Source organism: Amycolatopsis rifamycinica, assembly GCF_000695625.1.
Lineage (GTDB): Bacteria > Actinomycetota > Actinomycetes > Mycobacteriales > Pseudonocardiaceae > Amycolatopsis > Amycolatopsis rifamycinica.
In genome coordinates, this window is record NZ_JMQI01000030.1 from 45495 (window position 1) to 60007 (window position 14513).

Genomic DNA, 14513 nt, shown 5'->3' on the forward strand with positions numbered 1-14513 from the left:
GTCGCCGTGAGCTGAGCCGAGGCGAAGACCTCCGGCGAGCGCTGCGTCGGCCGTCGGCAGCGGCGTGCTCCGGGCGCTCATGCGAACCTCGTCATCACGTGCTTGACGCGGGTGTACTCGGCGAAGGAGTACGCCGAGAGATCCTTGCCGTGGCCGGAGTGGCCGAAGCCGCCGTGCGGCATCTCGGCGACCAGCGGGCCGTGCGTGTTGACCCACACGCAGCCGAAGTCCAGCTCGGCCGACACGCGCGCGGCGACGCCGAGGTCCTTCGTCCACACCGAGGACGCCAGCCCGTACGGCACGCCGTTGGCCAGCGCGATGCCCGACGCTTCGTCCGAAAAGGACTGGGTCGTGATCACGGGGGCGAAGATCTCCTCCTGGACGATTTCGTCGTCCTGGCGCACCCCCGAGATCACCGTGGGGGAGAAGAAGAAACCCCGTGAGCCGAACCGCGTGCCGCCGGTCTCGATCCGCGCGTGCGACGGCAGCCGCGAGATCAGCCCCTCGACGCGTGAGAGCTGCGCCGCGCTGTTCAACGGCCCGAAGTCGACGCCCGGCGTCTGCGCCGAAGCGGCCTTCGTCAGAGAAGCCACGAAGTCGTCGTGGATCGACTCGTGGACCAGTACCCGGCTGCCCGCCGTGCAGTCCTGGCCCGCGTTGTAGAACGCCGCGCCCACGATGCCCTCGACCGCCGTCGCCAGGTCGGCGTCCGGGAAGACCAGCAGCGGTGCGTTGCCGCCCAGTTCCAGGTGGGTGCGCTTGAGGTCGGCGGCCGCCGCGGTGGCGACGTCGATGCCCGCGCGGGTGGAGCCGGTGATCGAGACCAGGGCCGTGATCGGGTGGCGCACCAGTGCGCGGCCCGTGTCGCGGTCGCCGGTCAGCACGGTGAACGTCCCCGGCGGCAGGAACTGCGCGGCCACCTCGGCCAGCAGCACGGCCGTCGACGGGGTGGTCTCGGCCGGCTTCAGCACCACCGTGTTGCCCGCCGCCAGGGCCGGAGCGATCTTCCAGACCGCCATCATCAGCGGGTAGTTCCACGGGGCGATCTGCGCGCAGACGCCCACCGGCTCACGGCGGATCACCGACGTGTGGCCGGGCGCGTACTCCGCGGCCGCGGTGCCCTCCAGGTGCCGTGCGGCGCCGGCGAAGAAGCGCAGCGCGCTCACGCACTCCGGGATCTCCTCGGCCAGCACCACCGACCGGATCTTGCCGGTCTCGCGCACCTCCAGGCCGGCGAACTCGGCCGCCCGGGTCTCGAGCGTGTCGGCGATCTTCAGCAGGGCCAGCTGCCGCTGGGCGGGGGTGCTGCGTCGCCAGATCGCAAACGCTTGCGCGGCCGTTTCGAGTGCGGCGGCCACCTCGGACGGCCCGGCCACCGGGCTCGTGCCGAACACTTCGCCGGTGGCCGGGTCGGTCAGGTCGAGCGTGCGGGTCATGCCTGCTCCAGGTGGGTCGGCGCGAACAGCTTCAGCAGCGCGGGGAGGACGACGACGGAGGGCCCCGGCGTGCGCAGCGCTTCGGCCAGGTCCGTGCCCACGGTGTCCGGAGAGGACAAGCGGGCCGCGACCCCGAACGACCGGGCCAGCGCCACGAAGTCGGGCCGGGCCAGCTCGGTCGCCGTCGTGTGGCCGAAGGCGTCGGTGAGGTACTCGCGCAGGACGCCGTAGCCGCCGTCGTCGATGATCAGCCAGGTGACGTCGAGGCCGTGCTGCACCGCGGTGGCCAGCTCGGCGACGCCGTACATCGCGCCGCCGTCCCCGGACACGGCGAGCGTGGGACGTCCGGTGACCGCGCCGCCGAGCGCGCCCGGCAGCCCGTAGCCCAGGCCGCCCGCGCCTTGGGCGGTGTGGATCGGCGCCCCCTCGGGGTTCCACGCCGACCAGGCCCAGTACGCCGCGATCGTCATGTCCCAGAACGTCTGCGTGCCGTCGGGCAGCGCCGCCCGGATGTCGTCGATCAGCTTCCGCTCGACGGCGAGGTCCTGCCCGGCCAACCGGGACTCCACCCGCGAGAGCAACCCCGCGACCGCCGTTTCGGCCCGGCCGTCGGACGCCCGCATCGGCACCCACTCCAGCAACGCCTGCAGCGTCAGCCGGACGTCGGCGTGGATGCCCAGGCCCGGGTAGTTCGACTCCAGCTTCCCCAGATCGGCCTCGACCTGGATCACGCGGCCGCGCGGCGCGAACCCGCGGTAGTTGCTGGACAGTTCGCCGAGGCCGGAGCCGAGCACGAGCAGCACGTCGGCGGCGGCGAGGAACTCCGTGGTGTGCCAGTCCTCCAGCCACGACCGCCCGGACAGCTCGTGGTCCCAGGGGAACACGCCCTTGCCGCCGAAGGTCGACACCACCGGCGCACGCACCGCCTCGGCCAGCGCCAGCAGTTCGGCGTGCGCGCCCGATCGCAGCGCGCCGCCGCCGGCGAGGATCACCGGGTTCGCCGCCGCCGCGAGCAGCTCGGCCACCGCGGTGACCAGCTCCGGCAACGGTTCCAGCGCGGGAGGAGCCGCTGACACCGCCGTGATCGGCGGGATCCCGGCCGGCCCGAGCAGCACGTCCTGGGGGATTTCCACCCACACCGGGCCGTAGGGCGCGGTCGCGGCCGACGTCCACGCCTCCCGCAGCGCTGTCGGGAGCTGGCTCGCCCGGCGGACGACGTGCACCGACTTCACCACGTCCCGGAAGCTGGCCTGCTGGTCGGGCAGTTCGTGCAGGTAGCCGTGCCGTCCGCCGCCCAGCCCGGCGACCGGGACCTGGCTGGAGATGCCCAGCACCGGCACTGAAGCCGCGCGGGATTCCTGCAGCGAAGCCAGTGTCAGCAGCGCGCCCGGGCCGGTCGAGACGATCAGCGGCGTCACCGGCACCGGCCCGTCCGGGTCCGCGGCGAGCCGGGCCCGGGCGTACCCGTCGGCGGCGAAGGCCAGGTTGTTCTCGACGCGCCCGCTGATCACGCGCAGGTCGCCGGCCCGCCGCAGCGCCTCGAACAGGCCCAGCGCGTGCTGGCCCGGCAGGCCGAACACCGTGTCGGCGCCCAGCGCCCGCAGGGTCTCGACCACGACGTCACCGCCGATGCGGGTCATGCGCTCTTCCCGAGGGCCAGCAGGCTCACCAGGTCGTAGGCGACGTGGGAGGCCGCGATGGCGGTGATTTCGGCGTGGTCGTAGGCCGGGGCGAGCTCGACGACGTCCGCGCCGACCAGGTTGAGGTCGCGCAGCCCGCGCAGGATCTCCAGCAGCTCGCGGCTGGTCAGCCCGCCCGCCTCGGGCGTGCCGGTGCCGGGGGCGTGGGCCGGGTCGAGCACGTCGATGTCGACCGAGACGTACAGCGGCCGGTCGCCGATGCGCTGCCGCAACGCGTCGACGGTCTCGGCGACGCCGCGGCGCATGACGTCGCCGGAGGTGACGATGCCGAAGCCGAGCCGCCGGTCCTCTTCGAGGTCGCGCTTGCCGTACAGCGGCCCGCGGGTGCCGACGTGCGACAGCGCGCTCGTGTCGAGGAGGCCTTCCTCCGACGCCCGCCGGAACGGGGTGCCGTGGGTGTAGGGCTCACCGAAGTAGGTGTCCCAGGTGTCGAGGTGGGCGTCGAAGTGCAGCAGGGCGACGGGGCCGTGCTGCCTGGCCGCCGCGCGCAGCAGCGGCAGCGCAATGGTGTGGTCGCCGCCGACGGTCACCAGCCGCGTGCCGGTCGCCTGCAGCGCGTCGGCTTCCTGCTGCAGCGTCTCGATCGCCTCGCCGATGGCGAACGGGTTGACGGCGATGTCACCGGCGTCGACGACCTGCTTTTCGGCGAACGGCGAGACGTCCAGCTCCGGGTGGTACGGCCGCAGCAGCCGGCTCGCCTCGCGGACGGCCGCCGGGCCGAAGCGCGCGCCGGGCCGGTAGGACACGCCGGAGTCGAAGGGCACCCCGACGACGGCGACGTCGGCGCGCTCGACCTGGTCGATCCGTGGCAGCCGCGCGAAGGTCGCGAAGCCGGCGAACCGGGGGATGCGCGACGAGTCGAGGGGTCCGATGTTAGGCACTGGTGGGCTCCTGCTTCTCGAAAGGCGCCACTTTCACGTGAAAGTGCCACGGAGGTTCCCCCTCCGGATCACTTTCACGTGAAAGTGGCGCGTCTTCGCCGGCGAGGCGGCGGGTCCAGACGGACAGAACGGTTTCGGGGGTGCGGGGCGTGGCGAAGCTGACCGCCAGGTAGACGACCAGGCTCGCGCCGAGGCCCCAGTAGATCGGGGTGTTGGCGTCGACGCCGTCGATGATCATGAAGGCGATCACCGAGAGCGTGCCGGCCACCATCGAGGCGTACGCGCCCTGGCGGGTGCCGCGCTTCCAGAACAGCGCGCCGACGATCGCCACCAGCAGGCCGCCGACCAGGATGTCGTAGGCGATGGTGAGCGCGTCGACGACGTCGTCGACCACCATCGCGATGCCGATGGCCAGCAGGCCGAGCAGGAACGTGGCGATCCGGTTGCGGCCGACCTCACCGCCCTTCTTCAGGCCCAGCTTGGTCAGCAGGTCCGACGTCGTCGTGGTGGAGCAGGCGATCAGCGCGCCGCTGGCCGTCGACATCATCGCCGAGAGCGCGGCGGCCAGCACCAGGCCGCGGACCCCGGTCGGCAGCAGCCGTTCGACGATCGTCGCGAAGGCGTCCTGCGCGCTGGCGATGTCCGGGTAGAGCGTGTGGGCGGCGGTGCCGATCAACGCCCCGGCCAGGCCGTAGACCAGGCAGTAGACCCCGGAGGTGAGGCCGCCGGAGGTCGCGATGGCGGGCGTGCGGGCGGTGAAGACGCGCTGCCAGATGTCCTGGCCGATCAGCAGGCCGAAGGTGTAGATCACGAAGTAGGTGATGATCGTGTCGGTGCCGATCGAGGTGAAGCTGAAGAAGCTCGCGTCGAGCTTGGCGCTCATGCCGGAGAAGCCGCCGGCGGAGGTGATCGCGACCGGCAGCAGGATGGCCAGGATGCCGATGGTCTTGATGACGAACTGGGCGATGTCGGTGAGCGTGATCGACCACATGCCGCCGAGCACCGAGTAGAGCACCACGATCGAGCCGCCGATCGCGATGCCGGCCCAGCTCGGCAGGTCGAACAGCACCTTGAAGATGGTCGCGAACGCCAGCGTGGAGGTCACCGTGAGCATCAGGGTGTAGCCCCACATGACGACGCCGGACACCGCGCTGGTGCGGCCGCCGTAGCGCAGGTCGAGCATCTCGCCGACGGTGTAGACCTTCAGCCGCACCAGCCGCCGCGCGAACAGCGCGTGCAGCACCAGGATGCCGACGCCGATGCTGACCACCAGCCACATGCCGGAGATGCCGTAGGTGTAGCCGAGCTTCACGCCGCCGACGGTCGACGCGCCGCCGAGGACGACGGCCGACATCGTGCCGGAGTACATGAACCAGCCCAGCCGCCGTCCGGCCACCAGGTAGTCGGACTTCGTCTTCGCGAGCTTCAGGCCGTACCAGCCGACCCCGAGCATGCCCGCGATGTACAGCGCGATCACCGCGTAGTCGCCGGTCACGGTGTCCTCCTCACGTCGGTTTCGGGTCACCGTAGGGTCGGCCGCCACCCCGGTGGCATGGGATGATTCGTCTCCGAATCGACATCGGTGAGGACGAAATGGCCACGAACCCGGATGCGGTGCCCACAGAGGTGAATGTCCCGTTACGGGACGTGGTCGGCAACCGGGAGCTCGCCCTCGACGTCGTCCCCGAGACGCTGCGGCCGGGCGCGCTGGACCTGCCCGTGCGCTGGGCCCACGTGAGCGAGCTGCAGGACCCGGCGCCCTACCTGCTGGGCGGCGAGCTGATCCTCACCGCGGGCGTGAACCTGCCGGAGCGGATCGACCGGTACGTGCGCGGGTTGCGCGACGCCGGCGTGACGGCGCTCGGCTTCGGCCTTACCCCGGCGGTGCACGAAACCCTGCCGGAGTCCCTGCGCCGGGCCTGCGCGCGGCGCGGGCTGCCGCTGCTGGTGGTGCCGCCGAGGACGCCGTTCCTGGCGGTCAACCGGGCGGTCTCGGTCGCGCTGACCGAGGCCGGGCAGCGGGACCAGCGGCGGATCACGGCGGCGCGCGAGACCCTGACGCGGGCGGCCGGTGGCGGCCTCGGCGAGCTGACGTCGTCGCTGGCGGCGGTGCTGCGGTCGTGGGTCGCCCTGGTCGGCGCCGGGGACGTGCTGGCCTCGGCGCACGACGCGCCCGTGCCGCTGCCGCCGCAGGTGCGGGAGCTGATGGCGACCGTGCGGGCGGGCAGCGGCATCCGGAGCGCGACCACCGAGGCCGGCGGCGGGTTCGTCGTCGTCCAGCCGGTGTACCCGCAGGCCACGGCGTCGCACCTGGTGGTCGTCGGCCGGTCCCGGCGGCTCGACGGCGCCGAGCGGACGATCCTCGCCGTCGGCGCGGCCCTGCTCGGCCTGGTCGGCCGCGCGGGCTCGGACGCGGCCGAGCTGGGCGCGGCGGCCACCGGCCTGCTGCTCGGCCGGACGTCCCCCGGCGAGCTGGCCCGGTCCCTGCTGGGGTCGGAGGCCGTCCGGCTGGTCGCCGGGGCGGCGTACCGGCGTGGCCCGGACGAGGTGGCCCGGCGCCCGGACTGGCTGCGGGCCCGGCTGGACACGCCGCTGGTCGAGGTCGGCGCCGGTCCGCGGTTCACCGCCGTCGCCGGGGCCGGCCCGGCGCCGGCGGTGCTGGCGGACCTGCGCGAGCACGGCTGGCTGGCGGCCGTCGGTTCGCCGGTGCCCGCCGGGCGGCTGGCCGATTCCGTGGCGGAGGCCGAGCTGCTGCTGGCACGGGCCCGCGCGCTGGGCCGTCCGGTCGTGGCGGGCCGCGAGCCGCTCGACTTCGACGCGCTGCTGGACCCGGGCGCCTCCCGCGAGTTCGCGGAGAAGGCCCTGGCGCCGTTGGCCGCGCTGGACCGCTCCCAGGATCGGCACCTGGTGCCGACGTTGCGGACGTGGCTGGCCCACCACGGCGGCTGGGAACCGACGGCGGCGGAGCTGGGCGTGCACCGCAACAGCGTCCGGCACCGGATCGCCCAGGTGGAACGGGTGCTGGGCGTGGATCTGGCGGATCCGGAGACCCGGATGCGGCTGTGGTTCGCGCTGCGCTGGGTGACGCCCGGTCCTTAAAGGGCCCTCTCAGGAAAATATGGGATTGTGGGTTCGTGCGAGTTTTGGTAGTCGAGGACGAAGAACCCCTGGCCGACGCGATCGCCCGCGGGCTGCGCCGTGAGGGGATGGCGGTGGACGTCGCGCTCACCGGGGACGACGGGCACGAGAAGGCCGCCGTCACCCGGTACGACGTCGTGCTGCTGGACCGGGACCTGCCCGGGATGTCCGGGGACGAGCTGTGCCGGGAGATCGTCGCCTCCGGGGAGCTGACCCGGGTGCTGATGCTCACCGCGAGCAGCTCGGTGTCCGACCGCGTCGACGGGCTTTCGCTCGGCGCCGACGACTACCTCGCCAAGCCGTTCGCCTTCCCCGAGCTGGTCGCGCGGGTGCGGGCGCTGGGCCGCCGGGCCACGCCGGCCGCGCCGCCGCTGCTCACCGCCGGCGACGTCGAGCTCGACCCGGCGAAGCGGACCGTCCGCCGCGCGAGCGGGCCGGTCGAGCTGACGCGCAAGGAGTTCGGCGTCCTCGAGGTGCTGCTGCAGGCCGCCGGATCCGTCGTCAGCAGCGAGGAGCTGCTCGAGCGCGTCTGGGACGAGAACGCCGACCCCTTCACCACGACCGTCCGGGTCACCGTCATGACGCTGCGCAAGAAGCTCGGCGAGCCGGGGATCATCGAGACCGTCGTCGGCTCCGGGTACCGGGTGCCGGAGCCCGGCACACCGCAGCGCGCGTGAACCTGCCGGGCACCCGCACCCTCCGCGCCCGGATCACCCTGCTGGCGACCGTGCTGGTCGCCGCGGTCAGCCTGCTGCTGCTCTGGCTGGCCTGGACGCTGGTGCGGGACTCGCTCGACGCCGTCCCGCGGATGCCGCCGGGCAGCGTGGTCGTCGTCGACGGCGTCGAGGTCGACGCCTCGACGCTCGCCGAGCACCTGCGCGTGCACGCCCGCGACCGGATGCTGCTGTTCGGCTCGCTGGCGTTCCTGCTGGTGGTGGCGGCCGCGGCGATCCTCGCCTGGACGTTCACCTCCCGCGTGCTGCTGCCGCTGCGCGAGATCACCGGAACCGCGCGGCGGCTGTCGGTCGAGTCGCTGGGGGAGCGGATCGGCGAGATCCGCTCCCGCGACGAGCTGGCCGAGCTGGCGAGCACGTTCGACGACATGCTCGACCGGCTCCAGGCCGCGTTCGACGCGCAACGCCACTTCGTCGCGAACGCGAGTCACGAGCTGCGGACGCCGTTGTCGGTGATCCGCACGGAACTCGACGTCACCCTCGCCGACGACGCCGCCGACGAAGCCGAGCTGCGCCGGATGGCCGGCGTGGTCCGCGACGCGACCGAGCGTGCCGGGCAGCTGGTCAATTCCCTGCTGCTGCTGGCCCGCACCGACGGCGCCGGCCTCGGGGTGCACGAGCCGGTGGACCTGGCGGTGGTCGTCGACCGGGCGTGGCGCGCGGTGCACCGCGAAGCCGAGCACCGCGGCATCCGGGCGTCGTTCACGACGCCGCCGGCGTCCGCGTTCGGCGACCCGGCGCTGCTGGAGCGGATCGCGGGGAACCTGCTGGAGAACGCGGTCCGCCACAACGTCGACGGCGGCTGGCTGGAGGTGGTGACCCAGCCGGGGCCACGGTGGTCGATGCTGCGGGTCCGCTCCTCGGGCGGCCTGGTCGACCCGGCGGCGGTGCCGGAGCTGTTCGAGCCGTTCCGCCGGGCCGGGGTGGCCCGCACGGCCCGCCACGGCGCGGGCCTGGGCCTGTCGATCGTCCGCGCGGCGGTGGCCGCGCACGGCGGAACGGTGACGGCCGAGCCCATCGTGGGCGGCGGCCTCGGCGTCACGGTCCACCTCCCCGTCCGCTGACCCGTGATCGAAGGGTCAACTCACGTGATTGACGGGTCAACTCACGTGAGTGGCGGGACGACACGCCGGAGCTCGCTCGATTCGCCGTGTCGACCCTCTGATCACGCGTGTCGTCTCCCTGATCACGAGCAGCAGCCGGGACTATTCGTTCAGCGCAGGTCCACGAAAATCGGGTTCGCGTACAACCACAAGTCCTCGAACGGGTTCGCCTGGCCGACGACGTCCGGCGTCGGCTCCCCGTCGCCGTTCGACCCGCGCACCCGCAGGTAGAACGGGTCCCGGACGTTCCGGAAGGTGTGCCGGAACACGACCTGCCGCCCCGGCGCCCAGCGCGGCTCGAACGACTCGGCGACGCGCGTGCCCGGCGCGGTCATCGTGTCGCGGTCGGCGGCCGGGCCGGTGACCGGGCCCGCGACGACGTCCAGCCGGGCGAGCCGTGGCACCGAGCCGCCGCCGTTCGGCCGCGACGCCAGCCGCGCCCGCACGACGACCGTGACGTCCGACCCGCGCCGCACCCGCAGGCGCCCGCCCAGCGTCGCCGCGGAACCGCCGCCGTACGCGCCGACCTCGAGCTCGGAGACCAGGCCGCCGTGTGTCAGCCAGATCCGCCCGGCCCGCAGGCCGTCGAGGACGCCTTCGAGGCTTCGCCGCGTGACGCCGACGTAGGTGCGGCTGAACTCGCCGGGGTAGAAGTCGGCGTACGGCGCGAGCAGCTGCGGCGTGCCGGAGTCGAGGGGGTCGGGGAACTTGCCGTGCGTGTCGTACCAGTCGCCCGGCACGTCCGGGCGCACCAGCGTGTCGCCGCGGTTGTAGTGCGAGTCGGAGTTCGTGGTGATCCACCACGGCTTGCCCTCGGCGAGCAGCGAGTCCCACAGCCCGCCGACCTTCGCCGTCGCCCAGTCCCAGCCGCCGTGCGTCCGGTACGCCTCGGCCGGGTAGCCCGGCCACGAGTTCGCGCCGGGGTTGTTGACGTAGCCGCCCCGCGCGCCGCCGTTGCCGAGCGGCTTCGGGAAGCCGTCCGCCTGCGCGCCGGGCGCGCCCTCCATGCCGATGACGATGCCCGGCGCGGCGTCGCGGTAGGCCCGCAGCTCGTGCGGGGCGACGCGGCCGTTGCGCAGCGGGTGGTTGACGAGCACGACCGGCGCGTGGATCCGCCGCGCCCGTTCTTCGTCGGCGAGCCAGCGCAGCGCCCGGAGCGCGAGGGCCTCGTTCGCCGGGCTCGACGCCTCCGAGTTCGTCAGCCGCCAGTCGAAGGCCCGCTCGAACTCGCGCAGCTTCGCCGCCTGGTCCGCTCCGGCCTGGAAGAACACGGTGGCGTGCTCCGCGCCCGGGACGTTCCACTCCATGCCGTGCCACAGCAGCAGGTCCGGGTACTTCCGCCGGGCGGCGAGGAAGTCGGCTTCGGTGGGCTCGACCGACACCTTCTCGTGCTCGGCGTGGCCGTGGTCGGTGAAGACGATCCAGTCGGCGCCGTGCGCCCGCCCGCCGCGCGCGATGTCGTCGATCCGGTACATCGCGTCGTAGGAGTACTGGCTGTGCGTGTGGTGGTCGCCGACCAGCCACTGGTAGCGGCCGCACAGCCGGCCCAGGTCGAGGTCGGAATCGGCGAACGCGGAAGCGGAGGCGGCGGTGGGAGCCGCGAGGGGCACGCCCGCGGCGGCGGCCGCGAGTCCGGCACCCTTGAGGAAGCGGCGTCGATCGGTGGTCACGGCGGGACGCTAAGCCGCCGGGGTGAACGGGCGGTGTCCCGGCGGCCAACGTGTGCTGTGATCTTCGGTGTGGCGGAGAAACCCCTGGCCCGGATGCTGCTGCCGGTGATCGCGCTGGCACTGGCCGCCGGGGTGGGGCTCGCGTTCTTCATCGCCGCGCTCGTCCGGCCGCCCGAGCTGCCGGTGGACACGAACCCGGCCCCGCTGGCCGGGCACACGCTGTGCGCGGCGGTCGTGGTGACGTTTGCGTCCGAAGAGGACATGCGGGCCGCGGTGCCGGTGCTCCGCGACGACCCGAAGGCCCGGCGGGTGTTCGTGGACCCGCCGTCGGTGTCGCTGCTCGCCGTCCCGGGCACCGACCTGAAGGCGTGGGCGTTCCAGCTGCACGCCCGCTACCGGACCGCCGAACGCGTCACGGTGATCGACTCCGACACGACGGCGGCGCAGCTGAACCTCACCGCGCCGCCGCCGAAGTGCCCGAGAGAGGGCGAGTACTAGCTACGCCGCCGGGACCGAAGCCACGCCCGGGGCGAGGAACGGCTTGCCGTTCACGCGCTCGGACACGCCGGAGCGGTCCAGGTACGGCGTGATGCCGCCGTTCCAGAACGGCCAGCCCGCGCCGAGGATGAGGCACAGGTCGATGTCCTGCGCCTCGGCGACCACGCCCTCGTCGAGCATGATCCGGATCTCCTCGGCGATGGCCGACAGCGCCCGCTCGCGCACCTGCTCCGAGGTGGACGGCCGGTCGCCCTGCGTCCACAGCTCGGCGACCTCCGGGTCGACCGAGGCGTTGCCCTGGGCGTCCCAGATCCAGACGCCCTTCTTGCCCGCCTTGACGAACTTGGCGAGGTTCTCGGACACGGTGAACCGGTCCGGGAAGGCCTCGTGCAGCGTCTCGCCGACGTGCAGCGCGATGGCCGGGCCGACGAGCTGCATCAGCGTCAGCGGCGTCATCGGCAGGCCCAGCGGCTCGAGGGCCTTGTCCGCGACGTCGAACGGCGTGCCCTCGTCGACGGTGACCAGCACCTCGCCGAGGAAGCGCAGCAGCAGCCGGTTGACGACGAACGCCGAAGCGTCCTTCACCAGCACGCTGGACTTCTTCAGCTGCTTGCCGACCGAGAAGGCCGTCGCCAGCGAAGCGTCGTCGGTCTGCTCGCCGCGGACGATCTCCAGCAGGGGCAGCACAGCGACCGGGTTGAAGAAGTGGAAGCCGACCACGCGCTCGGGGTGCTGCAGCTTCGACGCCATCGCGGTGATCGACAGCGACGAGGTGTTCGTCGCCAGGATCGCCTCGGGCTTGACGTGCTGCTCCAGCTCGGCGAACACCTGCTGCTTGACGCCCAGCTCCTCGAAGACGGCTTCGATGACGAAGTCGGCGTCGGCGAACGCGGCCTTGTCGAGCGAGCCGGTCACCAGGGCCTTGAGCCGGTTCGCGGCGTCCGGGGAGAGGCGCTTCTTGCCCAGCAGCTTGTCGATCTCGGCGTGGACGTACCCGACGCCCTTGTCGACGCGTTCCTGGTCGACGTCGGTGAGCACGACCGGCACCTTCAGGCGGCGCACGAACAGCAGCGCGAGCTGGCTGGCCATCAGGCCGGCGCCGACGATGCCGACCTTGTTCACCTTGCGGGCCAGTGACTTGTCCGGCGCGCCGGCCGGGCGCTTGGCGCGCTTGTTGACCAGGTTGAACGAGTACAGCCCGGCGCGCAGGACGTCGGACATGAGCAGCTCGGCGAGGCCGTCGGTCTCGGCCGCGTAGCCGCGGTCGAGGTCGTTCTCGCGGGCCAGCTCCAGCAGCTCGACGGCCTTGGTCGCGCCCGGGGACGCGCCGTGCGTGCGCCCGTCCACAATGGACTTCGCGCGGGCGATGGCCGCGTCCCACGCCGCCCCGCGGTCGATCTCGCGGCGCGCCGGCTTGATTTCGCCGTTGACCACGCGCGCCAGCCACAGCAGCGACTGCTCGAGGTAGTCGGCGGACCCGAAGACCGCGTCGACGATGCCGAGCTCGGCCGCCTGTTTGACGTTGAGCATCTTGTTCTGCGCCAGTGCGTTCTCGATGATCACCGTGACGGCGGCGTCCGCGCCGATCAGGTTCGGCAGCAGCTGCGTGCCGCCCCAGCCCGGGAACAGGCCGAGGAAGACCTCGGGGAACGCGATGGCCGCGGTGTTCTCCGACAGCGTCCGGTAGTGGCAGGACAGCGCCAGTTCCAGGCCGCCGCCCATGACCGCGCCGTTCACGAAGCCGAACGTCGGGATCTCGGACTCGGTGAGGCGGCGGAACACGTCGTGCCCGGTCTGGGCGATTTCGCGCGCCAGCTCCGGGTCGCTGACGGCCTCGACACCGGACAGATCGGCGCCGACGGCGAAGATGAACGGCTTCCCGGTGACGGCGATCGCGGCCGGCTCGGCGGCGAACGCCTCGTCCAGCGCGGCGTTCAGGGACACCAGGCCCTGGGGGCCGAAGGTGTTCGGCCGGGTGTGGTCGTGGCCGTTGTCGAGCGTGATCAGCGCGACCTGCTTGGCCAGGCCGGGCACCTTGATCAGGCGGGTCTTGGCCACTGTGACGACCTCGTCCGGGAACGCGGCCTTCGCTGCTTCAGCGGTGAAAGTCATTACTTCGCCCCCTGGAGACCGTTGTAGGCCGGGTTCTCCCAGATCACGGTGCCGCCCATGCCGATACCGATGCACATCGTGGTCATGCCGTAGCGCACGTCGGGCCGCTCGGCGAACTGGCGGGCCAGCTGCGTCATGAGCCGGACGCCGGACGAGGCCAGCGGGTGGCCGCAGGCGATCGCGCCGCCCCACTGGTTGACGCGCGGGTCTTCGTCGTCGATGCCGAAGTGGTCGAGGAAGGCCAGCACCTGCACGGCGAAGGCCTCGTTGATCTCGAACAGGCCGATGTCGTCGATGGTCAGGCCGGTGCGCTTGAACAGCTTCTCGGTGGCCGGCACCGGGCCGATGCCCATGACCTCCGGCTCGACACCGGCGAAGGAGTAGCCGACCAGCCGCATCGCGACCGGCAGGCCCAGCTCGCGGGCGGTCTCTTCGTCGGCCAGGATCGACGCGGTCGCGCCGTCGTTGAGGCCCGCGGCGTTGCCCGCGGTGACCCGGCCGAACGGGCGGAACGGCGTCTTGAGGTTCGCCAGCTGCTCGACGGTGGTGCCCGGCCGCGGCGGCTCGTCTTCGGTGGCCAGGCCCCAGCCGAGTTCCTTCGACCGGGTGGCGACCGGGACCAGCTCGGGCCCGATCTTGCCGGTCTTGACGGCTTCGGCGTAGCGCTCCTGGCTGCGCGCGGCGTAGGCGTCGGTGCGCTGCTTGGTGATCGCGGGGAACCGGTCGTGCAGGTTCTCGGCGGTCTGGCCCATGACCAGGGCGGTCGGGTCGACGAGCTTGTCGGCGATGATCCGCGGGTTCGGGTCGACGCCTTCGCCCATCGGGTGCCGGCCCATGTGCTCGACGCCGCCGGCGATGGCGATGTCGTAGGCGCCGAAGCCGATGCCGGACGCGGCGGTGGTGACGGCCGTCATGGCGCCGGCGCACATGCGGTCGATGGCGAAGCCGGGCACCGACTTGGGCAGCCCGGCCAGCAGCGCGGCGGTGCGGCCGATGGTCAGGCCCTGGTCGCCGGTCTGGGTGGTGGCGGCGATGGCCACCTCGTCGACGCGCTCGGGCGGCAGTTCGGGGTGCCGCCGCAGCAGTTCGCGGATGGCGTTGACGACGAGGTCGTCGGCCCGGGTCCCGGCGTACATGCCCTTGTCGCCGGCCTTGCCGAAGGGGGTGCGGACCCCCTCGACGAAGGCGACGGTGCGCACGCCTCGCGCGGTCGGCGCGAGCGGCGTTGCTGGTGCGGCCAC

At 72.8% G+C, this 14513-nt stretch carries 11 protein-coding genes; 4 read left to right on the forward strand and 7 right to left on the reverse strand.

Annotated features, from left to right (window positions below; all coding sequences use genetic code 11):
- Positions 1-77 precede the first annotated feature (77 nt).
- Genes DV20_RS16490 through DV20_RS16505 form a run of 4 tightly spaced genes read right to left on the reverse strand, consistent with a single transcriptional unit; the run spans position 78 to position 5512 of the window.
- Positions 78-1436 (reverse strand): aminobutyraldehyde dehydrogenase, encoded by a 1359-nt coding sequence (locus DV20_RS16490; RefSeq protein ID WP_043781106.1) that lies wholly within the window; start codon positions 1434-1436, stop codon positions 78-80.
- A complete protein-coding gene (locus DV20_RS16495) occupies positions 1433-3076 on the reverse strand; it encodes a thiamine pyrophosphate-binding protein (RefSeq protein WP_043781108.1) in 1644 nt (547 codons plus the stop codon). Before DV20_RS16495 ends, DV20_RS16490 begins: the two co-directional genes overlap by 4 nt.
- Positions 3073-4017 carry an agmatinase gene (speB, locus tag DV20_RS16500; RefSeq protein ID WP_043781109.1) on the reverse strand — a complete coding sequence of 315 codons (945 nt, stop codon included), beginning with the start codon at positions 4015-4017 and terminating at the stop codon, positions 3073-3075. Before speB ends, DV20_RS16495 begins: the two co-directional genes overlap by 4 nt.
- Entirely contained in the window at positions 4010-5512 is a 1503-nt protein-coding gene (locus DV20_RS16505) for a sodium:solute symporter (protein WP_235190856.1), read from the reverse strand. Before DV20_RS16505 ends, speB begins: the two co-directional genes overlap by 8 nt.
- Before the next feature lie 152 nt (positions 5513-5664).
- Here DV20_RS16505 and DV20_RS16510 point away from each other — a divergent pair, with 152 nt between their 5' ends.
- From DV20_RS16510 to DV20_RS16520, 3 genes are read left to right on the forward strand one after another with little or no spacing between them, the layout of a single operon-like run.
- Positions 5665-7116, forward strand: a complete 1452-nt coding sequence (locus DV20_RS16510; protein ID WP_043781111.1) for a PucR family transcriptional regulator — start codon at positions 5665-5667, stop codon at positions 7114-7116.
- Between the two features lie 35 nt (positions 7117-7151).
- On the forward strand, positions 7152-7832 hold the full coding sequence (locus DV20_RS16515) for a response regulator transcription factor (RefSeq protein WP_043781112.1): 681 nt from the start codon (positions 7152-7154) through the stop codon (positions 7830-7832).
- Positions 7829-8953, forward strand: coding sequence for a sensor histidine kinase (locus DV20_RS16520; protein ID WP_043781114.1), 1125 nt, complete (start codon positions 7829-7831; stop codon positions 8951-8953). Before DV20_RS16515 ends, DV20_RS16520 begins: the two co-directional genes overlap by 4 nt.
- 149 nt (positions 8954-9102) lie before the next feature.
- Here the strand turns inward: DV20_RS16520 and DV20_RS16525 are convergent, their stop codons facing one another.
- Positions 9103-10662 (reverse strand): PHP domain-containing protein, encoded by a 1560-nt coding sequence (locus DV20_RS16525; RefSeq protein WP_043781116.1) that lies wholly within the window; start codon positions 10660-10662, stop codon positions 9103-9105.
- 69 nt (positions 10663-10731) lie between these two features.
- Between DV20_RS16525 and DV20_RS16530 the strand changes: the two genes are divergently transcribed.
- Positions 10732-11160, forward strand: a complete 429-nt coding sequence (locus DV20_RS16530; protein ID WP_235190857.1) for a hypothetical protein — start codon at positions 10732-10734, stop codon at positions 11158-11160.
- Here DV20_RS16530 and DV20_RS16535 read toward each other — a convergent pair whose 3' ends face one another.
- Positions 11161-13272 (reverse strand): 3-hydroxyacyl-CoA dehydrogenase NAD-binding domain-containing protein, encoded by a 2112-nt coding sequence (locus DV20_RS16535; RefSeq protein ID WP_043781119.1) that lies wholly within the window; start codon positions 13270-13272, stop codon positions 11161-11163.
- The gene (locus DV20_RS16540; RefSeq protein WP_043781121.1) at positions 13272-14471 is read right to left on the reverse strand and encodes a thiolase family protein; all 1200 of its coding nucleotides are present in this window, start codon (positions 14469-14471) and stop codon (positions 13272-13274) included. Before DV20_RS16540 ends, DV20_RS16535 begins: the two co-directional genes overlap by 1 nt.
- Positions 14472-14513 lie beyond the last annotated feature (42 nt).

Excerpts from the sequence above, each read along its gene's own strand:
- DV20_RS16490 (WP_043781106.1), bottom strand. The coding sequence starts at position 1,436 with ATGACCCGCACGCTCGACCTGACCGACCCGGCCACCGGCGAAGTGTTC.
- DV20_RS16495 (WP_043781108.1), bottom strand. The coding sequence starts at position 3,076 with ATGACCCGCATCGGCGGTGACGTCGTGGTCGAGACCCTGCGGGCGCTG.
- DV20_RS16535 (WP_043781119.1), bottom strand. The coding sequence starts at position 13,272 with ATGACTTTCACCGCTGAAGCAGCGAAGGCCGCGTTCCCGGACGAGGTC.